Origin of the sequence: Rugosibacter aromaticivorans, assembly GCF_000934545.1 — a bacterium.
Classification (GTDB): domain Bacteria; phylum Pseudomonadota; class Gammaproteobacteria; order Burkholderiales; family Rhodocyclaceae; genus Rugosibacter; species Rugosibacter aromaticivorans.
Window position 1 is genome coordinate 1140373 of record NZ_CP010554.1, and the last position, 25034, is coordinate 1165406.

Annotated in this window: 25 protein-coding genes, 1 tRNA gene and 1 pseudogene; 12 read left to right on the forward strand and 15 right to left on the reverse strand. The window is 55.4% G+C overall.

The window, feature by feature from the left end; translation table 11 throughout:
* Window positions 1–72 precede the first annotated feature (72 nt).
* Both dnaK and grpE read right to left on the reverse strand, forming a co-directional pair.
* Window positions 73–2010: a molecular chaperone DnaK gene (gene dnaK / locus PG1C_RS05760; protein WP_202636444.1), complete on the reverse strand. Its 1938-nt coding sequence runs from the start codon at window positions 2008–2010 to the stop codon at window positions 73–75.
* 113 nt (window positions 2011–2123) lie between these two features.
* Entirely contained in the window at window positions 2124–2735 is a 612-nt protein-coding gene (gene grpE / locus PG1C_RS05765) for a nucleotide exchange factor GrpE (RefSeq protein WP_202636445.1), read from the reverse strand.
* Window positions 2736–2948: 213 nt separating this feature from the next.
* On the opposite strand from grpE, the gene PG1C_RS05770 reads away from it, so the two are divergent.
* Entirely contained in the window at window positions 2949–4376 is a 1428-nt protein-coding gene (locus PG1C_RS05770) for an aromatic ring-hydroxylating oxygenase subunit alpha (RefSeq protein WP_202636446.1), read from the forward strand.
* A complete protein-coding gene (locus PG1C_RS05775; RefSeq protein WP_202636447.1) occupies window positions 4366–4878 on the forward strand; it encodes an aromatic-ring-hydroxylating dioxygenase subunit beta in 513 nt (170 codons plus the stop codon). Before PG1C_RS05770 ends, PG1C_RS05775 begins: the two co-directional genes overlap by 11 nt.
* 65 nt (window positions 4879–4943) lie before the next feature.
* Here the strand turns inward: PG1C_RS05775 and PG1C_RS05780 are convergent, their stop codons facing one another.
* Window positions 4944–5852 carry a 23S rRNA (adenine(2030)-N(6))-methyltransferase RlmJ gene (locus PG1C_RS05780; RefSeq protein ID WP_348539352.1) on the reverse strand — a complete coding sequence of 303 codons (909 nt, stop codon included), beginning with the start codon at window positions 5850–5852 and terminating at the stop codon, window positions 4944–4946.
* Between PG1C_RS05780 and PG1C_RS05785 the strand changes: the two genes are divergently transcribed.
* Window positions 5838–6572 carry a pseudouridine synthase gene (locus PG1C_RS05785; protein ID WP_237218304.1) on the forward strand — a complete coding sequence of 245 codons (735 nt, stop codon included), beginning with the start codon at window positions 5838–5840 and terminating at the stop codon, window positions 6570–6572. The genes PG1C_RS05780 and PG1C_RS05785 overlap by 15 nt on opposite strands.
* Before the next feature lie 114 nt (window positions 6573–6686).
* On the opposite strand, the gene sugE is transcribed toward PG1C_RS05785, so the two are convergent.
* From sugE to PG1C_RS05805, 4 genes and pseudogenes are all read right to left on the reverse strand, one after another.
* Entirely contained in the window at window positions 6687–7007 is a 321-nt protein-coding gene (gene sugE / locus PG1C_RS05790; RefSeq protein WP_202636448.1) for a quaternary ammonium compound efflux SMR transporter SugE, read from the reverse strand.
* Window positions 7008–7176: 169 nt separating this feature from the next.
* Window positions 7177–8040, reverse strand: a complete 864-nt coding sequence (locus PG1C_RS05795) for a pirin family protein (RefSeq protein ID WP_202636940.1) — start codon at window positions 8038–8040, stop codon at window positions 7177–7179.
* Between the two features lie 32 nt (window positions 8041–8072).
* A pseudogene (locus PG1C_RS05800) lies at window positions 8073–8405 on the reverse strand (TMEM175 family protein).
* Between the two features lie 123 nt (window positions 8406–8528).
* Window positions 8529–9404 (reverse strand): Kdo hydroxylase KdoO, encoded by an 876-nt coding sequence (locus tag PG1C_RS05805; RefSeq protein WP_202636449.1) that lies wholly within the window; start codon window positions 9402–9404, stop codon window positions 8529–8531.
* Window positions 9405–9509: 105 nt separating this feature from the next.
* Here PG1C_RS05805 and PG1C_RS14750 point away from each other — a divergent pair, with 105 nt between their 5' ends.
* From PG1C_RS14750 to serS, 4 genes are all read left to right on the forward strand, one after another.
* Window positions 9510–9632 (forward strand): hypothetical protein, encoded by a 123-nt coding sequence (locus PG1C_RS14750; protein ID WP_257719919.1) that lies wholly within the window; start codon window positions 9510–9512, stop codon window positions 9630–9632.
* 357 nt (window positions 9633–9989) lie between these two features.
* Window positions 9990–10160 (forward strand): phage integrase N-terminal SAM-like domain-containing protein, encoded by a 171-nt coding sequence (locus PG1C_RS14895; protein ID WP_348539353.1) that lies wholly within the window; start codon window positions 9990–9992, stop codon window positions 10158–10160.
* On the forward strand, window positions 10157–11494 hold the full coding sequence (locus PG1C_RS05810; protein ID WP_202636450.1) for a replication-associated recombination protein A: 1338 nt from the start codon (window positions 10157–10159) through the stop codon (window positions 11492–11494). Before PG1C_RS14895 ends, PG1C_RS05810 begins: the two co-directional genes overlap by 4 nt.
* A gap of 25 nt (window positions 11495–11519) precedes the next feature.
* A complete protein-coding gene (gene serS, locus PG1C_RS05815) occupies window positions 11520–12824 on the forward strand; it encodes a serine--tRNA ligase (protein ID WP_202636451.1) in 1305 nt (434 codons plus the stop codon).
* On the opposite strand, the gene mltF is transcribed toward serS, so the two are convergent.
* Together mltF and PG1C_RS05825 are read right to left on the reverse strand one after the other, a co-directional pair.
* The gene (mltF, locus tag PG1C_RS05820; protein WP_202636452.1) at window positions 12811–14253 is read right to left on the reverse strand and encodes a membrane-bound lytic murein transglycosylase MltF; all 1443 of its coding nucleotides are present in this window, start codon (window positions 14251–14253) and stop codon (window positions 12811–12813) included. The genes serS and mltF overlap by 14 nt on opposite strands.
* Before the next feature lie 99 nt (window positions 14254–14352).
* Complete coding sequence (locus PG1C_RS05825; RefSeq protein WP_414629203.1) at window positions 14353–15558, reverse strand: IS256 family transposase; 1206 nt, start codon at window positions 15556–15558, stop codon at window positions 14353–14355.
* A gap of 176 nt (window positions 15559–15734) precedes the next feature.
* On the opposite strand from PG1C_RS05825, the gene PG1C_RS05830 reads away from it, so the two are divergent.
* Window positions 15735–15824, forward strand: a tRNA-Ser gene (locus PG1C_RS05830).
* Here the strand turns inward: PG1C_RS05830 and PG1C_RS05835 are convergent.
* Window positions 15792–16136 carry a hypothetical protein gene (locus PG1C_RS05835; protein ID WP_202636453.1) on the reverse strand — a complete coding sequence of 115 codons (345 nt, stop codon included), beginning with the start codon at window positions 16134–16136 and terminating at the stop codon, window positions 15792–15794. The genes PG1C_RS05830 and PG1C_RS05835 overlap by 33 nt on opposite strands.
* A gap of 42 nt (window positions 16137–16178) precedes the next feature.
* On the opposite strand from PG1C_RS05835, the gene PG1C_RS05840 reads away from it, so the two are divergent.
* Window positions 16179–16454, forward strand: a complete 276-nt coding sequence (locus PG1C_RS05840) for a hypothetical protein (RefSeq protein WP_202636454.1) — start codon at window positions 16179–16181, stop codon at window positions 16452–16454.
* On the forward strand, window positions 16451–16804 hold the full coding sequence (locus tag PG1C_RS05845; protein WP_202636455.1) for a hypothetical protein: 354 nt from the start codon (window positions 16451–16453) through the stop codon (window positions 16802–16804). Before PG1C_RS05840 ends, PG1C_RS05845 begins: the two co-directional genes overlap by 4 nt.
* Before the next feature lie 177 nt (window positions 16805–16981).
* On the opposite strand, the gene PG1C_RS05850 is transcribed toward PG1C_RS05845, so the two are convergent.
* The 5 genes from PG1C_RS05850 to PG1C_RS05870 form a co-directional block, all read right to left on the reverse strand.
* Entirely contained in the window at window positions 16982–17227 is a 246-nt protein-coding gene (locus PG1C_RS05850; protein WP_202636456.1) for a hypothetical protein, read from the reverse strand.
* A gap of 364 nt (window positions 17228–17591) precedes the next feature.
* Window positions 17592–17822: a coiled-coil domain-containing protein gene (locus tag PG1C_RS05855; RefSeq protein WP_202636457.1), complete on the reverse strand. Its 231-nt coding sequence runs from the start codon at window positions 17820–17822 to the stop codon at window positions 17592–17594.
* Window positions 17823–18145: 323 nt separating this feature from the next.
* A complete protein-coding gene (locus PG1C_RS05860; protein WP_202636941.1) occupies window positions 18146–18385 on the reverse strand; it encodes a recombinase family protein in 240 nt (79 codons plus the stop codon).
* 13 nt (window positions 18386–18398) lie between these two features.
* A complete protein-coding gene (locus PG1C_RS14995) occupies window positions 18399–18533 on the reverse strand; it encodes a recombinase family protein (RefSeq protein ID WP_202636942.1) in 135 nt (44 codons plus the stop codon).
* A gap of 62 nt (window positions 18534–18595) precedes the next feature.
* The gene (locus PG1C_RS05870; protein ID WP_202636458.1) at window positions 18596–20362 is read right to left on the reverse strand and encodes a glutamine--tRNA ligase/YqeY domain fusion protein; all 1767 of its coding nucleotides are present in this window, start codon (window positions 20360–20362) and stop codon (window positions 18596–18598) included.
* 70 nt (window positions 20363–20432) lie between these two features.
* Between PG1C_RS05870 and crcB the strand changes: the two genes are divergently transcribed.
* Window positions 20433–20816 carry a fluoride efflux transporter CrcB gene (gene crcB / locus PG1C_RS05875; RefSeq protein ID WP_202636943.1) on the forward strand — a complete coding sequence of 128 codons (384 nt, stop codon included), beginning with the start codon at window positions 20433–20435 and terminating at the stop codon, window positions 20814–20816.
* A gap of 10 nt (window positions 20817–20826) precedes the next feature.
* Window positions 20827–25005 carry a DUF3418 domain-containing protein gene (locus PG1C_RS05880; RefSeq protein ID WP_202636459.1) on the forward strand — a complete coding sequence of 1393 codons (4179 nt, stop codon included), beginning with the start codon at window positions 20827–20829 and terminating at the stop codon, window positions 25003–25005.
* Window positions 25006–25034 lie beyond the last annotated feature (29 nt).

Sequence of the window (25034 nt, forward strand, 5' to 3'; positions counted from 1 at the left end):
GAGCCAAGCAGAACGGGCCGCAGCCAAAATGGCAAGCGGCCCGAGGGGATTATTTAATTTTCTGCCGAGGTTTTACTTCTTATCCTTTACTTCGGTGAATTCAGCATCGACCACGTCGCCTTCGTCCGCCTTGGCTTGGCCAGCGCCTGCATCGGCGGCGCCTCCGGCACCGGCAGCACCAGCTGCCGCCTGGGATTCAGCGTAAACTTTTTCGCCGAGTTTCATTGATGCATCGGTCAGGGCTTTCGTCTTGGCTTCGATGGCTGCTTTGTCGGTGCCTTGCAGCGCGGTTTCGGCCTCACTTATGGCGGCTTCAATCGCAGCTTTTTCTTCCGCACTCAGTTTGTCGCCATGCTCGGCGAGAGACTTCTTGATGGAATGCACCATGGCATCGCACTGATTACGGGCGTCGACCATTTCGCGGGCCTTGTGGTCTTCTTCGGCGTGGGCTTCTGCGTCTTTTACCATGCGCTGAATTTCTTCTTCAGACAAGCCCGAGTTCGCCTTGATGGTGATCTTGTTTTCCTTGCCAGTACCTTTGTCCTTGGCCGATACATGCAAAATGCCGTTGGCGTCGATGTCAAAAGTGACTTCGATCTGCGGCATGCCGCGCGGTGCGGGCGGGATGTCGGACAGGTTGAACTGGCCGAGGCTCTTGTTACCTGCAGACATTTCACGTTCACCTTGCAGCACATGGATGGTCACGGCATTCTGGTTGTCGTCAGCGGTCGAAAATATCTGGCTGGCCTTGGTTGGGATGGTGGTGTTTTTGGTGATGAGCTTGGTCATCACGCCGCCCATGGTTTCAATGCCGAGCGAGAGCGGAGTCACGTCGAGCAGCAGCACGTCTTTGACTTCGCCTTGCAGCACTCCCCCTTGAATGGCAGCGCCAACGGCCACGGCTTCATCGGGGTTCACGTCACGGCGCGGCTCTTTGCCGAAGAATTCCTTGACCTTGTCCTGCACCTTGGGCATGCGCGTCATGCCGCCGACGAGAATGACGTCGGTGATATCACTCATGCTGACGCCAGCGTCTTTGACGGCAAGGCGGCAGGGGGCGATGCTGCGTTCGATCAGGTCTTCGACCAGCGATTCAAATTTTGCGCGGGTGATTTTCAGTGCCAGATGTTTCGGCCCCGAAGCGTCTGCCGTGATGTAAGGCAGGTTGATTTCAGTCTGCTGGCTGGAGGAAAGCTCGATCTTGGCTTTTTCGGCGGCATCTTTCAGACGCTGCAGTGCGAGCACGTCGTTCTTCAAATCGACGCCTTGTTCTTTCTTGAATTCGGTGACCACGTAATCAATCAGGCGCTGGTCGAAATCTTCACCGCCGAGGAAGGTGTCGCCATTGGTGGAGAGCACTTCAAACTGGTGCTCGCCATCGAGTGCGGCAATTTCGATGATGGAGATGTCGAAGGTACCGCCGCCCAGGTCATACACGGCAATCTTGCGGTCGCCTTCCTGCTTGTCCATGCCGAAGGCCAGCGCAGCAGCAGTCGGTTCGTTGATGATGCGTTTAACGTCCAGGCCAGCGATGCGGCCGGCATCTTTCGTGGCCTGGCGCTGGCTGTCGTTGAAATAAGCGGGCACGGTGATGACGGCTTCGGTGACTTCTTCGCCGAGATAATCTTCAGCGGTTTTCTTCATCTTGCGCAACACTTCGGCGGATACCTGTTGCGGTGCCATTTTGTTGCCACGCACTTCTACCCAGGCGTCGCCATTGTCGGCCTTGACAATCTTGAAGGGCATCATGTCGATATCTTTTTGTACTTCTTTCTCTTCGAAACGGCGTCCGATCAATCGTTTGACGGCGTACAGCGTGTTCTTGGCGTTGGTTACCGCCTGGCGTTTGGCAGCGGCACCGCAGAGAATTTCGCCGTCATCGGCATAGGCCACGATGGACGGGGTGGTGCGCGCACCCTCGGCGTTTTCGATGACTTTAGGCTTGCCGCCTTCCATGATCGCGACGCAAGAGTTGGTAGTGCCAAGGTCGATACCGATAATTTTTCCCATGATTTTTCCTTTATTAAAAATGTGAAAGCTTAAAAAATTGCTCTTGTTTTGTTATGGGGATGTCAGGCTTGAATTCAAGCCGCTGCATGATTGTTTTGAGCTATTTCACTGAGTTATTTGGCTTTGGAAACGATGACCAGTGCCGGACGAATTACGCGATCATGCAGGGTGTAGCCTTTTTGCAAGACGGAGAGCACCTGATTGGGCTCGCCTTCGGCCTCGGTTTGGCTGATGGCCTGGTGTTTATGTGGGTCAAATTTTTCGCCGAGTGGCGAAATTTCAACCAGATGGGATTTTTCAAACGCAGCGGAGAGTTGCTTTAACGTGAGCTCAACCCCGGCCTTGAGGTTTTCTGCATTTTGGTTTTCATTGGCCAGCGCCGCTTCCAGGCTGTCTTTGACGGCGAGCAATTCGGTGGCGAATTTTTCCACAGCAAACTTGCCGGCGCGGGCAACGTCTTCCAGCGCGCGGCGGCGTACATTTTCGGTTTCCGCCTTGGCGCGCAGCCATGCGTCATGGTGTTCGGCGGACGTGAGCTCAGCCTGACGCAGTAGTTCTTCCAGGCTGGGCATAGTGTCTATTGAGGATGTTTCGGTGTTGTGCGCTTCATCGTGAAAAGTTCCCGAAGGGACGCAACGCGCTGGTGCTGGTGATACGGCGCTTGCATCGATTTTCTCGAGAGGCTCGTTTGAGTTGTTCGTTTGTGAGTTTGGCGTGTCTTGCATGAAGGGTCTCCTGACTAAACTTTGGCTACGTGGGGCTGAATAATGATGTTTCAAGCCCCATCCGCACTTTCTCATGCGGGGAAAGCAGCCTATTTTAGCGGGTTGGTCAGGGCTTTCATACGGTCCGACCCGTTTTTTGAGTAAAGTGCATTCAATTGAGGCTTTGATTCTGCTAAAGTCAAAAAAACATTTGTAAAAAATGAGGAGAGAGGCATGAATGATCGTCACGATAGGAATACAGCATTCCGCACTTCAGGCGCACCGCCACAAGCAAAATCATCCGCAGGTCTGTCGGTGCAAGATATTGCCGCACGCATTGTTGATGTGCCGGGTGAGACCTTCAAGGTGCATCGCTCGGTCTATACCGATCCGGAACTGTTTGAACTGGAACTCAAACATGTGTGGGAGGCGACATGGATCTATATCGGCCATGAGAGCCAGATACCCAACCCGAATGATTTTGTGACGACGGTGATTGGGCGCCAGCCGGTCATTATCAGCCGTGGCGCAGATGGCCAATTGCGTGGTTTTATCAATGCGTGCTCGCATCGCGGTGCCATGGTGTGCCGCAAAGACAAGGGCAGCGCCAAAGGCTGGGTTTGCTCTTATCACGGCTGGGTTTACAACAACCAGGGTGAGTTACTGAACGTGAAAGATGAAGCCTCAGGAGCTTATCCTGACCACTGGCAAAAGCAGGATCACAGCTTAACGCCTGTGCCGCATGTGGCCAGTTATCACGGCTTTATTTTTGCGAGTCTTAACCCGGATGTGCCGGACATCAAAACCCACCTGGCCGGTGCTGCGCCGTTTCTGGAACTTTTTGCGAATCAGTCAGCGGAAGGCCTTGAAGTGCTCCGCGGTCATTCGGTGTATACCCACCGCGGCAACTGGAAAATGCAGGCAGAAAACGGGGTGGATGGCTATCACGTGGATATTGTCCATGCGTCTTATTTCCGCTTGGCAAAGTTGCGTGCTCAGCAGGCTGCTGCGGCCAGTGGCGAAGACAAGGTCAAGGCGATTCAGGTGAGCCTGGGTGACATCGGCAATGGCAATTACGATCTGGGTAATGGCCATGTCATGATCTGGATTGATGTCCCTAATTTTCGCGATCGTGCACTGGGGATGGATTACGATGCCCTGGAAGAGCGTGTCGGGCCACTGCAGGCCACCTGGATGGCCAAACGCCTGCGCCAGGTGCTGATCTATCCCAATGTAATTTTGTTCGATGGTATTTCCACCCAGCTGCGCTCCTGGCGGCCGATTGCGACTGACCAGACAGAAGTGCATGCCTACTGTGTTGCCCCGAAGGGTGAATCGGCCAAGGCGCGCGAGCGGCGCGTGCGGCAATATGAAGATTTTTATGGTGCCAGCGGCATTGCGACACCGGATGATTTGACTGAATTCGATGCGTGTCAAAATGGCTATGCCGCAGTGCGCAGTGCGCCATGGCAGGATTTTGATCGGGGCATGAAGCGGCGCGTCATGGGGGCGGATGCTCTGGCGCAAGAACTCGGGTTTGCGCCGGATGTCAGTGCCCCGAATGTGGCGGATGAGACGCTGTATCACGGCGAATATCGCCAGTGGTTGAAGTTGCTCAGTGAAGGGATGCGTCGCGAGGAGGGTGTTGCAAATGCAGGTTGAACGGGTTGAACGTAGTTTGAGTGAAGCAATCAACGAGTTATTGCTGGAGGAGGCGGATTGTCTGGATGAGCGGCGCTGGCAGGATTGGCTGGCCCTGTATGAAGAAGATGCCGTCTATTGGGCGCCTTCATGGGATGATGATCACGTGCTGATTGATGATCCGCAGAGTGAAATCTCGCTGATTTATTGTGGCCATCGCGACCGCATGGCAGATCGTGTGTGGCGTATCGAATCAGGTTTATCGTCATCCCTGCTGCGTCTGCCACGGACGCGCCATTTGGTGACGAACGTGCGGGTACGCTCTGTTGCTGCGACCGAGGTGATTGTCACCGCGAATTTCCAGGTCAACACCTACAAGCACGAGGAAAAGCGCACGGATATGTTTTTTGGCCATTACCGTTACCGCTTGGCGCGCAAGGGCGAGGCGTTGAGCATCCGTGAAAAATATATCGTCGTGTGCAACGACGTGATTCCACGGCAAATGGATATTTTTAACGTTTGAGGGCGCCTGGCAAGTACCCTCGTGGTGTGCTTGCCTACTCGCGAACTTTTACGGCATTAAGCCATTCATGCGTCGCCAGGCTTTAAGGCTTTTTGCTCAATTTCATCCACCTTCCAAGAAGCGTGGCTATCTAAGCCCAGAGTTTGCGCCAGATAGGGCAGCGTGGCTTTGAGCTCTGCTGCGAGCGTCCATGGCGGATTGATGATGAACATGCCGCTACCGTGCATGCCCCGCCCCTGTGTGGATGTGGCGCATACGCTCAATGTGGCGTGCACCCAGTGCGTGGCACCCGATTTTTTGAGTTTATCGGGTAGTTGATTCGCTTCAATCAGTGGCATCAGCGGGTGCCACACCAGCAGGGTGCCGGTGGCAAAGCGTTTTAATCCATCCTTGGTCGCGGCGACTACTTTCAGATAATCGCTCTTGATTTCATAGGAGGGATCAATCAGCACCAGAGCGCGCCGCGAAGGCGGGGGCAGGCTGGCCTTGAGCACCTCAAACCCATCGGCCTGTGCAACCATTACCCGGCGGCCCGCTTCTTTGTATTGTCGGCGCAGCAAGGCAAAATCGGTCGGGTGCAGCTCACAAAACCGCAGCCGGTCAATGGGCCGCGCAAGGTGATCAATCAGCCAGGGCGAGCCGGGGTAGCGGCGCAACTGGCCACTTTGATTGAGTGCCTTGATGCTTGTCATGAATTGCGCCAGCGGCGCGGGTAAATCGGTGCGCGGCCATAACCGGCCAATGCCGTTGATAAATTCACCCGTGCGCTTGGCCTGCTCGCTATCCAGCACGTAAAGCCCTGCACCGGCATGCGTGTCGATCACCGTGTAGGGCTTGTCTTTACTGTTCATGTGCTGCATGCACAGCATGAGTACCAGATGTTTTAAAACATCGGCGTGACTGCCGGCGTGATAGGCGTGGCGATAACTGAGCATGGCGGCAGGATAGAATGAGCAACCATGAATGATACGCAAGGTAGCCGCATTTCCAAACTAATGGCCGAGCGCAGCTTGTGTTCGCGGCGCGAGGCGGACGCTTACATTGAGCGTGGGCTGGTGTTTGTGAATGGCGAGCGGATAACGCAACTTGGCACGCGCGCCATGCCGGACGCAGTAATTACCCTTGCGGCAGAAGCGCGCGCCACGCAAGCGCGACAGGTCACGATTCTGCTGCACAAGCCGATGAGTTATGTTTCAGGGCAGGCCGAAGACGGCCATCAGCCGGCTTCCTCGCTGATTTCAGCCAAGACGCAGGCGGCGGGCAGCACGCAGCGCTTTCAGCTAGCGCACATGAAAGGCCTCGCTCCGGCGGGCCGGCTGGATATTGATTCCACCGGGTTGCTGGTGCTCACGCAGGATGGCCGTGTGGCGCGCCAACTCATTGGCGATGATTCCACCGTGGAAAAAGAATATCTGGTGCGTGTGGAAGGTCCGCTCGATAGCCATGATCTGGCACTGCTCAATCACGGCCTGGAACTGGACGGTAAACAATTGCGCCCGGCACAGGTGCGCTGGGCCAATGAGGATCAACTGTGTTTTGTTCTCAAAGAAGGCCGCAAGCGACAGATTCGCCGCATGTGCGAGCTGGTGGGGCTGCGTGTCACCGGCTTAAAACGTGTGCGTATCGGCCGTGTGCGTCTGGGCGATTTGTCGCTGGGGCAGTGGCGCTTTTTGCGCGAGAATGAACGTTTTTAAGAAAAGCTCCTGAAGGCGACCCGAAGGTAGTGCAGAGCAAGCAACGCGCTGGCGCCGTATCACCAGCGCCGACTTTTTGCTGTAACAACTGTAATCCATAGTCCTAAAAGTAGATTAGCCAGGTGTTGCCAACTTGAGGCCGATGATGCCGAGCATGATCAAACCAAGGCTTCCCAGCCTGCCCATGTTCGCGGATTCGTCAAAAAGAAAGATGCCAAAGATGGCTGTGCCCAGTGCGCCGACACCAACCCATACAGCATAGGCCGTGCCGACAGGCAGAGTCTTCATTGCCAGACCCAGAAGGCCAATGCTTGCAATCATGGCAGCGAGCGTGCCAATGCTTGGCCACAGGCGGGTAAAGCCCTCTGTGTATTTCAGGCCGATGGCCCAGGCTACCTCGAACAGACCCGCTAAAAAAAGCCCAAACCAAGCCATGTTCACCTCGGCAAGAAAAAATTTCTGCTGCGACTGCCAATCGATTTTAGCGCACTATGGGCGCAAGCGAGTTTTCGGTCATTTCACCGTTAAAGCGCACCGACCGCCGTGAAGTACAGCGGAATAATTTTTCGATGTGGCGCTTTATTGAACGATCTATTGCCCATGGTCAAGACAGATGCCCCATCTTGCCGCTTTGGTAATCCGCCATTGCCTGATGAATTTCCTCGCGCGTGTTCATGACAAATGGCCCGCTGCCCATGATGGGTTCGTTAATCGGCTCGCCACAGAGCAGGAGTACGGTCGCGTTCTTTGCGCTGTCAATGCAAATAGTTTCCCCGGCGCGGTCAAACAAGCCAACTTCCGCCACTGCGATCGCTTCGGAGCCATTCACCTGCACAGTGCCTTTGAGTACCACCAGCGCCGTTGTGTAACCATCGGGCACGGCAAGGTTGATCGGCTGATCGCACGTCAGGCGTAAATCCCAAACATGGATGGGCGTGCAGGTTTTGGCTGGCCCCTGCGCACCGGCGAATTCGCCGGCAATAACGCGCACGATTCCCTGGTCATCCGGCAGGTTCACCGCAGGAATCTGGCTGTTCAAAATGTTCTGGTAGCGCGGTGGTGCCCTTTTGTCCTTGGCGGGCAGATTCACCCACAGCTGCACCATCTCGAACAGCCCGCCACGCTGCGCGAAATTACGCCCGTGAAACTCTTCATGTACAAGGCCGGATGCCGCAGTCATCCATTGCACGTCGCCGGGACCGATGCTGCCACCGCCACCTGAGGAGTCGCGATGTTCGACTTCACCGGCGTAGACAATGGTCACCGTCTCGAACCCGCGATGCGGATGCTCGCCCACGCCGAGGCGCTCTTGCGTTGGCGGGAACTCCATCGGCCCGGCGTAATCGAGCAGCAAGAACGGGCTAAGCACCGGCCCAAGATTCGGGTAGGCAAACAGCGTACGCACGGGAAACCCGTTGCCAACCCAATGACTCCCTGCGCTACGCTGGATACAACGCAGCTTCTTCACGGTTTTCTCTTTGTTGATGGTTGACATGAGTTTTACTCCTGATGAGGTTTGATGTATTTGCGGCGATACATTGATGGATCCCGTTCAACCATTGCGTGCTCAATACGACGGTCAGGCCAGAACAGCAAGTGCAGGTTGGCCCGCAAAACCCCGCCGCTCACCTGCCGCGCGACATGCAGCAGGTGGTGAGGGTTGTTCCAGTAAATGCCAATGTAGACAAAGCTCAGAAACTCAAGAATACCGGCAGCAGTGACTGGAGCTGCATCAGGCTGTCACCCATGCGGCGCCTTCAGTTCCAGAACCATGATGGTGATAATGATGGCCAATACTCCATCGCTGAATGCTTCCACTCGTGTCTTACTCATACACTGCTCCCCTGTGCATCAACGTGTTAACAGCCCAGCCTACAAGACAAATCATTCATGCCGTGGCGCGTGGACAAGCGAGTACAAGCGTGTGCAACGTCGACCCGCAACGAAGCGTGAGCGTCATATCAGCGCCCGGTTGGCCAGCCTTTCCAGCACGCGCAACGGTGAAAGAGACTGATTCTGCATGCAGGCAACGGGCAAGTAAAAGGTTTGCTCAAACGCATGCTGCCCCGCCATGGCGGCATGCGATGCCTGGTCGGTGAATACCATCCACGTGCTGCCCGCAGGAAAGTCGAACGCAGTTTGAGCCGCTGTCGACTGGTAATCCATATTTGCCTTCATCCGGTCGTGCAGCTGCAACATGAAATGATCATAAGCGCTACGCCGGCTCTTGGTAATCCCGGTTAATTTGAGCAACTGGCTTGAGCCCCACACAGGGCGGGGCAAGGCAGGCAGGTAGCGGCGGGCGACGTTTTCGAACGGCTCACCCAGCCGCCACGAGCGGCTTTGCCCCTGCGGATTGACATTGCTGAACACACGCAGGATTCGTTTGCCCTGTACGGGTGACGAGGGGAAGCTATCGACGTGCAATCGCGTATCGTCTTTACGCCACGAGGCCGCTCGCCGGGCAATTTCCACCGGCCGAAAACTGGTGCGCCCTTGCACTAAACCTGCTGTGTAGTGCGGCAACAAATTGTGCAGCAAGGCGACAGTCGATGTGGCAAAGCGCTGCATCATGCGCTGCAATAGCCGCTGTTCCGTTTTGTCAGCACTGCTGCCCTTGAGTATTCCGCGGGAACAATCCAGGCTGACATTCTTGCTCTTCGCCGCGATGGTTGGCGACAGAAACCGGCTCTCCTCCTCTGCTACTAAAAAGCGAAGCTGCGGGAAGAACAAGACGTCTCCTTGTTCGAGTGCCCGGAGTGCGTTTTCTTGATCTGCCGCTGAGCATGGCTGATCCCAGAACGTGTTTGGAAGGGTGACGATAGGGGTCATGTTGTTTGTTTCCAGTGTGAAGCAATGTGAAGCTTACCGTAATGGCTGTCTGAGAAAACCCGATGGCGGTGAGAGAAAATAGCATGCTGAGCGCACGGCGTCAAAATGCCTGATCGAAAAATCGGCGCTGGTGACACGGTGAATAAGACGCCATTGACGCCATTGATCGACACCGCCGCTTGCTGGACACGGGACGCTGATCTTCGCCGACGAAGCATGCGCTACTGATTTCTCAATTGCGCTTTCATGACTGAGACATCCAACGTGAATGCAAGCGACGCTGTGCGGCTTTAGGAGTAGCGTCTGGCCTGGCCGTAGTGTTAGTTTTTTCTGTAAATCAATCGAGTCTGCTGACCCTGTTGACCTTATTTCGTATTGCCGGTGTGAACAACGGTCAAATCACCCGTCGCAGTGGCGTTTGCGCAAGCTGGTGTTCGCTGCATGTATACCCAACGTAGAGTGGACACCCTGAACCGAGCCAAAAAAAGCGCCGTCGAGGTGTTGAAGCTCGAGTTGTATTTATAATTCATTGAAATTCTGTAGATAAATATTTAGTGACACCTCAAAACTCTCGACCAACCCACGATGCCTGCTTCTCCAAAATTACTTGATCAGGTGTGTGAGACGCTGCGGATACCGCATGGCAGCACCCGCACTGAGCGAGCCGCTCTGGATTGGATTAAACGATTTATCCTGCATTGCGACAAGTGCCATTCCGCCGAGATGGGCACAGAGGTGTTTGGGAGCCTTCCGTGAGTGCTGATCTTTTCGCGGGGGAGCCGCCTGCTGCGCCGTTGGCGGAACGCTTGCGGCCGCAAACACTGGATGAGGTGATCGGGCAGTCGCATCTGGTGGGGCCAGGCAAGCCTTTGCATCTGGCATTTTCTTCCGGCGTGCCGCATTCGATGATTCTGTGGGGGCCGCCGGGGGTGGGCAAGACAACGCTGGCGCGGTTGATGGCGGATGCGTTCGATGCCGAGTTTGTGGCGTTATCCGCCGTGTTTTCCGGGGTCAAGGATATCCGCGAGGCGATGCAGCAGGCGGAGAGCCAGCGTGTCCTCGGGCGGCGCACGATTTTGTTTGTCGATGAGGTACATCGTTTCAACAAGGCGCAGCAGGATGCGTTTTTGCCTTATGTTGAAAATGGCACAGTGACATTTATCGGTGCGACGACGGAGAACCCGTCGTTCGAGGTGAATTCTGCGCTGCTCTCGCGCGCTGCTGTGTATGTGCTGCATAGTTTGACGGAGAAAGAGCTGGGCGCGCTGTTTGATCGGGCGCGGGGGCAGGCCTTTCCCGAGCTGGATTTTGAACCGGCAGCGCGCGAGCGGCTGCTGGGCTATGCCGATGGCGATGCGCGGCGTTTGCTCAACGTGCTGGAGCAGGTAAAAACAGCGACGCAGGCAGACCAACAGGCAGACCCGCGCCGTATGGTCAGCGCCGACTTTCTGGATTCGATTCTGGCGGCCGATCTGCGACGGTTTGATAAAGGGGGCGACGCGTTTTACGATCAGATTTCGGCGCTGCATAAATCCGTGCGTGGGTCGAACCCCGATGCGGCGTTGTACTGGCTGGTGCGCATGTTGGATGGCGGGGCTGACCCGTTGTACATGGGGCGGCGCATCGTGCGCATGGCGATTGAAGATGTCGGCCTGGCGGACCCGCGCGCGCATGAAGTGGCGTTGAATGCCTGCATCACTTATGAGCGGCTGGGTAGCCCGGAAGGCGAGCTGGCGCTGGCCAATGCGGTGCTGTATCTGGCGGTGGCGCCGAAATCGAACGCGGCTTACCTCGCCTATAATGCGGCGCGCGCGTTTGTGGCCAAAGACAAAAGCCGTGGCGTGCCGGAACACTTGCGCAACGCGCCAACCAAGCTGATGAAAGACCTGGGCTACGGGGCCGATTACCGTTATGCGCATGACGAGGCCGAGGGTTTTGCTGCTGGTGAAACGTATTTCCCCGAAGGCATGCAAGAGGTCACCTGGTATCAGCCAGTGGCGCGTGGGCTGGAACAAAAAATAGCCGAGAAGCTGGCGCATTTGCGCGAGCTTGATGAACAAGCCAAACAACAGGCAAAAAAATCCCGCTAAGTCTAAGTTATTGATAGGAAACTTCATGCTCGATATTCAACTTCTTCGTAGCCATCTTCCCTTTGTTGCTGAACGTCTTGCCACGCGCGGGGTCACGCTGGATACCGCGACGTTTGAAGCGCTGGAGGCAGAAAGAAAACAGCTGCAAACGCAAACCCAGGATTTGCAGGCCAAACGCAATGCGCTCTCCAGGCAGATCGGCATATTGAAGGGCAAAGGCGAAGATGCCTCCGCCGTGCTGGCCGAGGTGGCCGGTCTTGGCGATGCGCTCAAAGCGGGCGAGGTGGCGTTGGCGGAATTGATGCCGCGCTTCGATTATTTTTTGGCAGGCATTCCCAATCTGCCGCATGAGAGCGTGCCCACAGGCAAGGATGAAAGCGGCAACGTAGAGGTTTTGCGCTGGGGCACGCCCAAAGTGATTGCCGCACCCCAGGACGCACTACAGGATCACGTTGATTTAGGCGTGGCGCTTGATGGGCTGGATTTTGAAACGGCAGTCAAGATTTCCGGCAGCCGTTTTGCCGTGATGAAAGGCCCGATTGCGCGCCTGCATCGTGCGTTAGCGCAGTTCATGCTCGATTTGCACACGGGTGAGCATGGCTACACCGAGGTGTATGTGCCATATCTGGTAAATAAAGACAGCATGTTTGGCACAGGTCAGTTGCCAAAATTTGAAGAGGATCTGTTTCGCGTGCCGCATGGCGAAGACGGCTATTTGTATTTGATTCCTACCGCCGAAGTGCCGGTAACCAACATCGTGCGTGGCGAAATCCTCGAGGCGGCTGCGCTGCCGTTGAAGTTTGTCGCACATACGCCGTGCTTTCGTTCCGAAGCGGGCAGCTACGGGCGCGATACGCGCGGCATGATTCGTCAGCATCAATTCGATAAAGTGGAATTGGTGCAAATAGTGCACCCAGAAAAATCCTGGCAGGCGTTGGAAGAGCTCACAGGTCATGCCGAGGCCGTGTTGCAAGCGCTTGAGCTGCCCTACCGCAAGATGGCACTGTGCAGTGGCGACATGGGGTTTTCTGCTGCTAAAACTTACGATTTGGAAGTGTGGCTGCCCGCGCAAAATGCCTACCGCGAGATTTCCTCCTGCTCTAATTTCGAGGCGTTCCAGGCGCGGCGCATGCAGGCGCGGTTCCGCAACGACGCAGCTGACAAACGCGGTAAAACAGAACTGCTGCACACCATCAATGGCTCGGGTCTCGCCGTTGGCCGCACGCTGGTTGCCGTGCTGGAAAATTACCAGAACGCCGATGGCAGCATTACCGTACCCGTTGCGTTGCGTCCGTGGATGGGCGGCCTTACGAAAATCACCGCAGCCTGACTTGTCCGGCGGCCTGTGGCTCAGTGGTTGCGAAGGGTGTGACATACATGGGCTCAAAGCGTGTCAGGATGTTGTAGTAGGTGCGTATGTTCTCCACCAGAATCACCGCTTCGCCACCGCGCGCAGGGCCTGACTTTAGATGGTCATACACTTCTGGCCGTGACAGTAGCGGTAATACTTTCTTCATTTCATACCAGTTGTTGGGGTCGCGATGCATGTCTTTGGCAATCGCCAGCGCGCCGCGTAAATGGCCCATGCCGAGGTTATAAGCGGCCAGCGCTAGCCAGAGGCGATCTGGCGGTTTGACGCTATCGGGTAGCTGGTCATTGAGTTCAGCCAGGTAGCGCGCGCCTGCGCGAATGCTGCTCGCGGGGTTGAGACGGTTGTCTACCCCCAGATGATCGGCGGTTTCTTCGGTCAGCATCATGATGCCACGCACGTTGGTGGGAGAGGTCGCGAGCGGATCCCAGTGGGATTCGTGGTAAGCGAGCGCAGCCAGCAGGCGCCAGTCGATCCCGGTTAAATCCTGAGCGGCGTAGAAATGACGCCGCAAGTCGGGCAACAGCGAATGAATGTCTTTAATGAACTGCGTGATGCCGATGGAATTGATCCGCTTGATATGTCCAAAATAGCGGTCATTGAGCCGGGCCAGTGTGCCGTCCGCACGGGCATGCGCAATAAATGCATCAGCCCGGGCACGCAATGACGCATTGCCCGGATTCTTGGTTTGATTGCTCGTTTGTTTGACAGCAGGATTTGTCTCGTCATTGGGGAAAGCCCAACACAGATCGGTCTTTCCTGGCAAGCGCACACGGGCGTTGAGTTCAGGGTAAAAATTACTGGCCAGATCGAAGTTAATGTCATGCACTGCCGCCAGCGGAATTTTTTGCGCAGCAACCTGCGCAAGCAAGGTGATTTCGTCTATGCCTGATATTTCGATCACGGTGGGCCTGGATTTTTCATCCAGTGTGCGCAGGGTTTCTGCCAGCGGAGACCCGGCAATGATTGCTACTGTTTGGCCAGACAATGCGGATAGATCATCAGGCCCAAGCGCGTCATCATGGCTAACAATCCATTGCCCCACGCTGCGTATGGGCTGGGAAAATTGAAAATCTGCGCGGTTTGCCGGTAACGAGGCGGCCACGTGTACTTTATGCGTAGCTAGCAGGGTGCTGAGCTGGTTAAAGTCTTTGGCGATGATAAAGCGTGCCTTAACGCCAAGGCTGGCTGCGAACAGGTTGGCCAAGTCATACTCAAACCCGCTTGTCGTTGCGCCATCACGCTGAAAAAACCCTGGTGCTTCACGCACAGCGACCACTAACTCACCCATTGTTTCGGGTGGGGGTAATGGTTTCTGTGATTCAAACCGTATACAGCTGGCAAGAATAAAAAAGATGAGGCAATACAGCAGGTGGGGCAATTTTTGCAATCTGAGTCTTCCCTTTTTTCTCTCAGGCTCTTCGCTTCACGGGAGTGTCCTGAATTTTGTGTGCAAGGCGGTTGATGTTTCATTGATTGCTGCCTGATTTTACGCGACACGTTTCGTAAAGCGATCCCCGAACTGGATGGCGAATTGCACCATCGCGGCTTTCCAGTGAAACACCGGCATTGCCCATTCCTTGGTGATGTTTCTCAGCGCCAGCCAGATCAGCTTGGTCGCCGCCTCGTCGTTGGGGAAATGCCCGCGTGTCTTGATCGCCTTGCGGATGCGCGCGTTGACCGATTCGATGGCATTGGTGGTGTAAATCACCCGCCGAATCTCGGGCGGGAACGCAAAGAATGGCGTCACGTAGTCCCATGCACGCCGCCAGGCCGCAGCGACATGCGGCAGTTTCGTTCCCCATTCGGATTGCGCGAACGCCGTCAGCGCGACTTCTGCGGCGTCTGCGCTCGTCGCGGTGTAGATCGGACGCAGCGCCGCTGCGACGGCTTTGCGATCCTTCCAACTGGCATAGTCCAGGCTGTTGCGGATCAAGTGCACGATGCAGGTTTGCAGGACGGCTTCCGGATACGCCGCAGCAAGCGCCTCTGGAATCCCTTTCAGACCATCGGAAACGGCGATCAGCACGTCCTCCACGCCGCGCGTCTTCAAGTCGTTGAAGACCTTGAGCCAGAACTTGGCCCCTTCGGTGTGTTCGATCCACAGCCCGAGAATGTCGCGGCTGCCGTCGGGCAGGATGCCCAGCGCAAGATAGACCGCCTTGTTCCTGACCAGGCCGTCGTCGCGGATCTTGACCCGCAACGCGTCGAAGAAGATCACGGGGTACATCGGCTCCAGCGGTCGGGCCTGCCAGGCAGAGACTTCGGCCATGACTTCATCGGTCACGGTGCTGATGAAATCCGGCGACACCTCGACGTGATACATCTCGGTCAGGTGCGCGCGGATGTCGCGCGTGCTCATGCCGCGTGCATACATCGACAGGATCAAGTCATCAAAGCCTTCGTAGCGGCGGCCATGCTTGGGGACGATCAGGGGTTCGAACGCGCCGCTGCGGTCGCGCGGGATGTCGATCCTGAGCGGGCCGGTGTCGGTGAGGAGCGTCTTGCCGCTGCTGCCGTTGCGATGGTTGGCAACGCCTGCGGGCTTGTCTTCGCCGGGTGCGTAGCCCAGATGCAGGCTCATCTCAGCAGCCAGCGCGCGCTCGATGATCGCGCGTTTCAGGCGTGCGGTGAGGTCGTTGACCTCGCTGCCGGTCATCGGTGCGCTGACCAGTGTGTCCAGCTGTGCCTGCATCTCGGGCGTAAACGCAGGCGCGTTGCGCGCATCCTCAATGGATTGCTGAACCATGCTCAGCTTCTTGGGTTTCGTTTGTTGCTCGGGCATATCTCGTTCCTTTCTCGAACTGATGAATATGCCTTACACACAAAAATTCGGATAGGCTCCGCTTCACGGTTATAATCCCGCGTTGCGGAGAGGTGGCAGAGTGGTCGAATGTACCTGACTCGAAATCAGGCGTAGGTGTGAGCCTACCGTGGGTTCGAATCCCACCCTCTCCGCCACTCATTTGTCAAAAAAGGCGTCCATTCCTTGCGTTTTTTTTCATCTGTCTCTGTGACTAATTGCGATGCCACTATCACATTGAGTGGGTCAGCATTTATCAAGTGAGCTAATCTCACACAAGCCAGTAGCGGCAGTCCTCTCCTTCCTGCTTTCGCATCTGCTAGATGTGTTCTGTTGACTCCGATATTTTCAGCAACAGCCTTTACGCTTCCTGTTTTCTCAATTCCTGTTGTTATATATCCGAACAGTTTCATAAAAATACCTCTTGACGTCTTGCTTTTGGGATTGTCCCAAAAAAGAATCATCGCCACTTTGCCTTACCCGGCAAAATCAGTCAAGGAGAAACAAAAACGATGTTTGACCTTCCCGGTTCTCGTATCCAGTTCGGCCCCAAGCCTGCCAAGCCGAAGCGTGGCCGTCCTTCTAACCAATCTAGGTTTCTCGAAAATCAAAAAGACCTTTTTCCTGTCGATTTGTATATTGTGAAGTTGTCTGTATCAACAAAAGTTATTACGGATTCAGATAGTTTTGAGGCCGTCGCCGAAGGGCGGCGGAGCCGCCCCGGCGATGCCTCGAAGCTTTACGTGCCAGTTACACGTAAAGTTAGTCTCAAACCAATACAAAAATGAGCCTTATTCCGGTCTTTGTCGATTGGCTCACGATTCGTCAGGATCACGGAGATGGTTGTTCTCCTCGTATCAATGGCGGCAGGTTCATGTCCATTGATGCCGATGGCTCAGTGGAGTACCTCATTGATAAAAGGGCAGGTCTGGAAGGCTCTTTCAATTCCAGATTCGAGTTACGTTCTGACGGCTCTACCGTTGAGTTTTCCGGAAACATTGCCCGTTTTAATCGCCGCGACAATCTCTTTGGCTATGACTGGTCGGAAACGATACGGCGCATTAATGCCTTGTTGAATCTGTACTCAATACCTCCATTCACGGCGGGTAAGCTCTATCGTTTCTCCTGTCGGCGCTGACCCGCCGACAGGAGAGCCGCCAGATTATCAATCAAAGAGTCCACAGAAAACTGAAAAGCCTGGGGTTGTCGTTACTGATGTATCGGGCCAGATGCGTTCCTAGGTTTTAATATCGTTTTCTGACTCAAGAAAAAACCCGCCGAAGCAGGTTTTTTCTTTAGTAGAAGGTGTAGATAACTAAGCTGGCGTCAATTCTAGTCGCTTCTCGATGCGTTCGATTCGATCACCTTGTTTATCTAGGCGCAATTGAATCATGGCCATATCCCCATGAATGTTGGCGATACCTTTCTCGGCAAGGGTTAAGCGTTCGTCGATGGACGTAATTCGCATTTTTATTTCGCTGATATCGTCTTTGATCTGCGCGGTGTCCGAGCGTATGGCACGCAGGTGCTCAAGAATCAGGTTTTCTGCTTTTTCCGTCATGGTTTTGTACTCCTTGTGGTTAAGTGTATCTTAAAAGCCGTTTTCCCACATCTGGCCTGGATTCCGAACCCTCTTCGTTTGGGTTTTCGGGTTTCGCCGGTTTGACCCCACGGCAGGGCTGCGGAATCTGCGCCGGTGGAGGGCAAGGCTTAGCCCCGCGGGTCTGCAAGATGCTCAGAACGACGAAAGCCATGATAGATTGCCCTTTTTCGGTTGGTTGCTTGGTCACCAGAGCCGGCACAAGAGTTCTGAGATTTTGGTTTTCATCGAAGCGCATAGAATTTAATCAACTCCGATTGGAGCTTGATCCACCCAAGAAAAAGCCCTCCGAAGAGGGCTTTTTTCCACGGAAATAGTAGATAACTTAAAGTAGCTTGACTATGGTGGCCACAATGCCAATTGCGGCTGCGATCAATGTGCCAAGCTTCAGTGTAAGCCTGTACTCTAATTCTCTTAAGTCGTGTTTGGTAGCAACTTCTGCGACCGTCAACGCGTCTTTTAATGCCTCGTTGATGCCTTCGGCTTGATCCTGAGTGAATCCACGCTTTTCCAGCGTTTTCACAAATTGATGAGTATCAAAGCTTAAAGTCGCCATGGTGCTATTCTCCTTTTGATAAGTGTAGCTTAAAAGCGGTTTTCCCACATCTGGCCTGGATTCCGAACCCCCTTCGTTTGGGTTTTCGGGTTTCGCCGGTTTGACCCCACGGCAGGGCTGCGGAATCTGCGCCGGTGGAGGGCAAGGCTTACCGGCGGAACCTGAAAACCTTTAGGGCGAAACCCTCTAATTTGCTTTTAAGCAGCTTCAATCTTTAATTGCAGCGGTACTTTTGCCTGATGCCGTTTGATAGCGCGCTTGATGCTCGATATGTACGCGGCATACTGCCTGGCTAGCGCCGTTTTAGTGTATTTTTCGCTGTGTCACTGGCGTAGCATCTTCGGATGCCCGGATTCTGGAAAACCGTATGGACGCCCAAATTCTGCGCCGCGCTCGAGGGCTGCTTCCATTCCAGCTCGAGTTATTTCGCGGATCAGCTCGCGTTCGAACGCTGCGAAGGCGTCGATGATTTGCATCATCATGCGGCCCACTGGTGACTTTGTATCTATAACTTCTGTCAGCCTCAGGAAGGCAGCGCCTACGTTTTCTATTCTGTCGAGGATCTCTAAAAGATGACTAAAGGTGACTCGGTGATCGAGCTACTCTGTTAAGGTTGAACACTACGAACGTATCGCCTTTTTGTAATTCGGATAACACTTCTTCCAGTACTGGTCGCTTTCTGTCTCCGCCAGAGCGTTTTTCTTCATATATTTTTCAACACCTGCGCTTGAGTGCATCATCCAGCATGGGGATGCTGGTGGCGTACCGCCGAATTATTTTTTTGCTGTTCCATGCCATGACTCCTTTAGTGTCACTATGCGATTGAATATCGGTGTGCCGGATGTCGAATCGACATGATCCGCAATGAAGTAGCCATGGCGTTCGAATTGAAAGCGTTCTTCAGCGGCTGCATTTTTTAGTGTCGGCTCGAGTTGTGCCTTGACTGTAATGCGCGAATTCTGGTTGAGATCGCTGATGAAATCACCACCATCGGCACCCGGTGCTTCAACGGCAAACAAGCGGTCATAGAGGCGTACTTCAGCAGCATAGGCGTGAGCTGCGGACACCCAATGGATGTTGCCCTTGACTTTGTAAGTGTCTGATCCCGGCGTGCCGGATTTTGAATCGGGCAGGTATTCGCAATGTACCGCAGTGATCTTGCCGCTGGCATCTTTATCGCAGCCGATGCATTTAATGACAAAGCCATAACGCAGGCGCACAGTGTTGCCGGGGAAGAGGCGGAAGTAGCCTTTGATGGGCGTTTCCATAAAGTCTTCGCGCTCTATCCACAATTCTTTTGAGAAAGGAATCGGGCGTTTGCCCCACTCGGGTTTTTGCGGGTGGTTGGGTGCTTCACACATTTCTTCTTGCTTGTCCGGGTAGTTGTCGATGATGAGCTTGACCGGGTCAAGCACGGCGATGCGGCGCGGGGCGATGTCGTTTAGATGCTGGCGCTGGCATTCTTCGAACACGCTGAAGTCGATCCATGAATCGGATTTGCTGACGCCTATCATCTCGGCAAAGTGGCGAAACCCTTCGGGCGTGTAGCCACGCCGGCGCGCACCCACGAGCGTGGGCAGGCGCGGGTCGTCCCAGCCGCTGACATGTTTTTCTTCAACGAGTTGAATCAGCTTGCGCTTGGAGAGCACGACATAGGAGAGGTTAAGCCGCGAGAATTCAATCTGCTGCGGCAACGGCGTATTCACGCAGCCCAGCTCGGCCAGCCGGGTCAAAAGCCAGTCGTAGAATGGGCGCTGGTCTTCAAACTCCAGCGTGCAGATCGAATGCGTAATGTTTTCCAGCGCGTCCTCAATCGGGTGAGCGAAGGTGTACATCGGATAGATGCACCAGGTGTCCCCCGTGTTGTGGTGCGTGGCGTGGCGGATGCGATAAATGGTGGGGTCGCGCAGGTTGATGTTGCTTGATGCCATGTTGATCTTGGCGCGCAGCACGTGTGTGCCATCAGCGAATTCGCCGGCTTTCATGCGGGCAAATAGCTCGCGATTTTCAGCGGCTGTACGTGTGCGAAAAGGCGAATCTTTACCCGCTTCGGTCAGCGTGCCGCGCCGCGCGCGCATCTCTTCGGGGGTTTGCGAATCGACATAGGCGTGGCCTGCGTCGATCAATTTTTCAGCGAACGCAAGCATCCAGGGAAAGTAGTCCGAGGCGTGGTAGAGATTGTTCTCTGCGCCAAAGTGCCAGTCAAATCCCAGCCAGCGCACTGCGTCGATAATCGAATCGGCATACTCCTGTTCTTCTTTCTCCGGATTGGTGTCATCAAAACGCAGGTGACACGCGCCGTCGTAGTCACGTGCCAAACCAAAATTCAGGCAAATCGACTTGGCGTGGCCAAAGTGCAGATAGCCATTCGGCTCCGGCGGAAAGCGGGTGCGGATCTTTGCCGTATCACCAGCGCCGAGTTTTTGTTGTGCGGCCGGACCGGGCTTGCCGCTCCAAGCGCGTGCAGCATATTTTCCGGCGGCAAGATCGGCCTCGATGATATGCCGAATGAAGTTAGAGGTTTTTTCGGTGTCAGACATGAGTGCGCCAAACGAATACAAAGATGTAATTCTACTGGCAGGCGTAAAAGGCAGGCGTAAAATAGCTGCGATGAATTGGATAAGTCTTTTTGCAATTGGACTCGGTGCCATGCTGGGCGCATGGTTACGCTGGGGGCTGGGGCTATGGCTGAACCCGCTGTTTCCCACAGTGCCGCTGGGCACGCTGGCGGCGAATCTGCTCGGCGGTTATCTGGTAGGCGCTGCCGTTACGGTGTTTCACCTGAATGTCGATCTTTCACCTGAATTGCGCTTGTTCTTCATTACCGGCGTGCTAGGTGCGCTGACGACGTTTTCCACCTTTTCAGCAGAAGTTGTAGCGCTGATTCAACGCGCCGAGTATGGCTGGGCGGTGGGTGCGGCCTCAATCCATTTGTTTGGTTCGCTGCTGATGACCGGCCTGGGCATTTTGACCATACAAAAATTAGCGCAATGAGGCGGGTGCAATGAGGTTCGATGTCGAGGCGCGCAGCGCTGCACGGCCAGCGATTGTCTATGACGAAGCGCTGCCGGTTACCTTGCGGCGAGAGGAAATTGCCGCGACCATTGCCCAGCATCAGGTCGTCGTGATCTGCGGCGAAACCGGCTCGGGCAAGACCACGCAACTGCCAAAAATCTGTTTGGAGATCGGGCGTGGCTTGAATGGACTCATTGGCCACACGCAGCCGCGCCGGATTGCCGCGCGTGCCACAGCGACGCGCATTGCGCAGGAACTGAAGTCCGAGCTGGGCCGCTATGTCGGCTTCAAGATACGTTTTACCGATCGGGTTTCGCCGGAGACCTACATCAAGCTGATGACGGACGGTATTTTGCTGGCCGAGACACAAACTGATCCGCTGCTGCGCCAGTACGACACGCTCATTATCGACGAGGCGCACGAGCGCAGCCTGAACATTGATTTCATGCTTGGCTATCTGAAGCAGTTGTTGCCCAAACGCCCCGATCTGAAAGTTATCGTGACCTCCGCCACGCTGGATGCCGAGCGCTTCAGCCAACATTTTTCCATCAACAAAAAAGCGGCGCCGGTGATCGAAGTTTCGGGGCGTTTGTATCCCATAGAAACGCGATATCGACCGTGGGCTGAGACGCCTGCCCCCAATTCGCCTTCCGGTGCGAAGGGCATGGCGGATCGGGACATCAACGAGGCCATTGTCGATGCGGTGAGCGAGGCACATCGCGCCGGGTCAGGTGACGTGCTGGTGTTTCTGCCGGGTGAGCGCGAGATTCGCGAGGCGGCAGAAGCGTTACGCAAACATTCGTTTTCTGGCGGGGCGGCAGGTCTTGGGGCCAGCCTTGAAATTCTGCCGCTGTTTGCCCGCCAGTCGGCGCCCGAACAGGCGCGCGTGTTTTCATCGCATCAAGGTCGCCGCGTGGTGTTGGCGACCAATGTCGCTGAAACATCGCTCACCGTGCCGGGTATTCGGTATGTGATTGATACGGGGCTGGCGCGCGTCAAGCGTTACTCGTATCGCAACAAGATTGAGCAGTTGCAGGTTGAACCTATCGCCCGCGCGGCGGCCAATCAGCGCGCCGGACGCTGCGGCCGTGTGTCGGCCGGCATTTGCTTCCGGCTGTACGCTGAGGATGATTTCAACAAGCGTGCCGCTTATACCGAGTCGGAAATTCTGCGCTCCAGCCTGGCCGGAGTGATTCTGCGCATGAAGTCGCTACATTTGGGCGATGTGGAAAATTTCCCCTTCATCGAGCCACCTGCGCCGCGCATGATTGCCGACGGCTATCAATTGCTCGCCGAGTTGGGGGCTGTGACAACACCCCCTCCCGACCTCCCCCGCCTGGCGGGGGAGGTGACTAGTCACCCCCTTCCTCGGGGCGAAGGCGGGGTTTCGCGGAGCATTGCTCCGCGCTGCCGCAGCCGGCTGGCTGTGCAAAGCCAGCCGTGGAACGGAGGGGCGGGGAGATGGTGCTTGACTTCGACGGGAGTCGAGCTTGCTCGACTCCCGCTCGACCCGAAGATCGGCCGCATGATTCTCGCTGCGCGCGACTATGGTTGCCTTAGCGAAATGCTGATTATCGCTGCCGCACTGTCGGTACAGGACCCGCGTGAGCGGCCTCAGGAGCAAGCCGGTTCGGCCGATCAGGCGCATGCGAAATGGAAAGATGAAAAATCTGAATTTCTCTCCTATCTCAAACTCTGGCACGCAGCGGATAGCATCTGGAAACATGAAACGTCGAACAAGCAGCGTCAGTGGTGCCGGCAGAATTTTCTTTCCTGGTTGCGCGTGCGCGAGTGGCGCGATGTGCATGCCCAGTTGCTGACGCTGTGCCATGAACATGGCTGGAAAATTTCCAGTGCTTATCCGGTCGCGGCCACCCCGTCGAGAAAAGTGGCGACTGCGCAAGAAGTCTTGAGTCCGTCTCTGGACGGCGCTGGTGATACGGCACAAAGTAGTTCTCCCCCTGTTTTGCAACGACCCGATAGCGTCGCCGCTTACGCTGCTATCCACAAGGCATTGCTCACCGGTTTACTCGGCCATATTGGTTTGAAGAGCGAAGAAGAAGCCTACTACCTTGGCGCGCGCGGTATCAAGTTTTTTATTCATCCGGGTTCCAGCCTGATCAAGAAAGCCGGGCGCTGGATTGTGGCGGCCGAGCTTGTTGAAACCTCGCGTTTGTTCGCGCGGTGCGTGGCGCGAATCGAGCCGGAATGGCTGGAGCAGGTGGGTGGCCATTTACTGCGCAGCCATATCTATGATCCGCACTGGGAGAAAGGGCCGGGTCAAGTGGTTGCGTGGGAGCGCGTAACGCTGCATGGTTTGCTGCTGCATGCCAAGCGGCGTGTGCATTACGGGCCGCTGGACGAAAAATTATCGCGCGAGATATTGATTCGATCGGCCCTCGTGGAAGGCGAAGTGGGCGAGGACTGGGTCAAGAAGTGGCGCTTCTTTCAGCATAACGCCAAGCTCATGCGGGAGATTGAAGCGCTTGAACACAAATCGCGGCGGCCGGATGTGCTGGTGGATGATGAGCTGATTTATGCTTTTTATGATGCCACGGTTGCTGCGGGAATCACCACCTTAGCGGCGTTTGATCGCTGGCGGCGTGAGGCCGAAGTCGTCAACCCGAAACTGTTGTTTCTGGAAAAAGCACAGTTGATGCGGCATGAGGCAGCGGGCATTACCACGGCGGCTTTTCCCCCGTACCTAGAGCAACATGGGCAAAAGTTCACGCTGCATTATCACCACCATCCGGGTGCGCCAGACGATGGGGTGACGCTTGATCTGCCGCTGGTGGCGTTGAATCAGTTATCTGCCCAGCGGTGTGAGTGGCTGGTGCCCGGTCTGCTCAAAGAAAAAGTGATCGCTCTTTTAAAAACCTTGCCGCAGAAATATCGGCATCGCTTGCAGCCGCTGGATGCCTTCGCGGATGATTTTTGCACCAGCGCGATGCCCGCAGATGAGCCCCTGATGCGCACATTAACCCAGGCAGTGGAAGAAAAACTGGCCATGAAGCTGCCACTGGATGCTTTTCGTCTGGGTGAGTTGCGGCCGCATTTATTCATGAATTTTCGGCTATTGAGTGAGCATGGCGGCACCTTGGCTATCTCGCGTCATCTGACCGAGTTGCGCACTGAATATCGCGAACGTGTGGCTCAAATTTGGCAAAACGGGGTGGCTGGGGTTGTGGCGGCAGTCAAGGTTGCCGCGGTTGCCAACATGGATGACACCAGCATTGAAGCGGCCAGCTCTGACATGGATGTCCCGCCGGTGGCGCAGCCTGTGGATGATACGGTGCTGTATGTCGATTGGCTTTTTGGGCCGTTGCCTGAGTTGCTCGAGATTAACGTCAAAGACCGGCAAGTCATAGGTTTTCCTGCACTGGTGGATGAAGGTGATGGCGTGCGCTTGACCGTTTTTGACACGCAAGCGCAGGCGCTGGCTGAACATCGTCGCGGCTTGATGCGACTGTTTTCGCTTCAGTTGGCAACGCAAGTGAAAGCCATCGAAAAGTTGTTTTGTCTGCGCGAGATGGCATTGCAGTTCATTCCCTTGGGAACAGAAAAAGAGCTCAAGACGCAACTGGTTGCCGCGACGCTTGAGCGCACCTGCTTGATGGCGCCTTTGCCTCTCGAAAAGTCGGCGTTCGTGACACGGTGCGATGCGGCGCGTGGGCGCATTTTGCTCGTCGCCCAAGAGATTGCGCGGTTAATTGCCGCCGTCATCGGCGAATACGCGGCGTTGCAAAAGAAGATCGTCGCGGCGCAAAAAACCTTCGTTGCCACCTGCGTTGATATCAACGCGCAATTGGCGGCGTTACTACACAAGAATTTTATTGTTGGGGTGCCCTATGAGCGGTTGCAGCACTATCCGCGCTATCTCAAAGCGGCCACCTTGCGGCTGGATAAAGCGCGTAGTGACCCCACGCGCGAGGCGCGTTTATTGGCAGAATGGCAAGCGCTTGGCAAACCCTGGGAACGTGAGCGCCATGCCTTGCAGAAATCGGGTCAAACGGGTTATCACAAAGACCATCTGGATGATCCCTTTATGGAAGAATTCCGCTGGTTGCTCGAAGAGTTGCGCGTTGCTCTTTTTGCGCAAGAATTACGCACCCCCACGCCGGTGTCCATCAAGCGGCTGCAAAAGATGTGGGATGCGAGAATGCGATGATGAACATCAACGTAAACACAATCACAAGG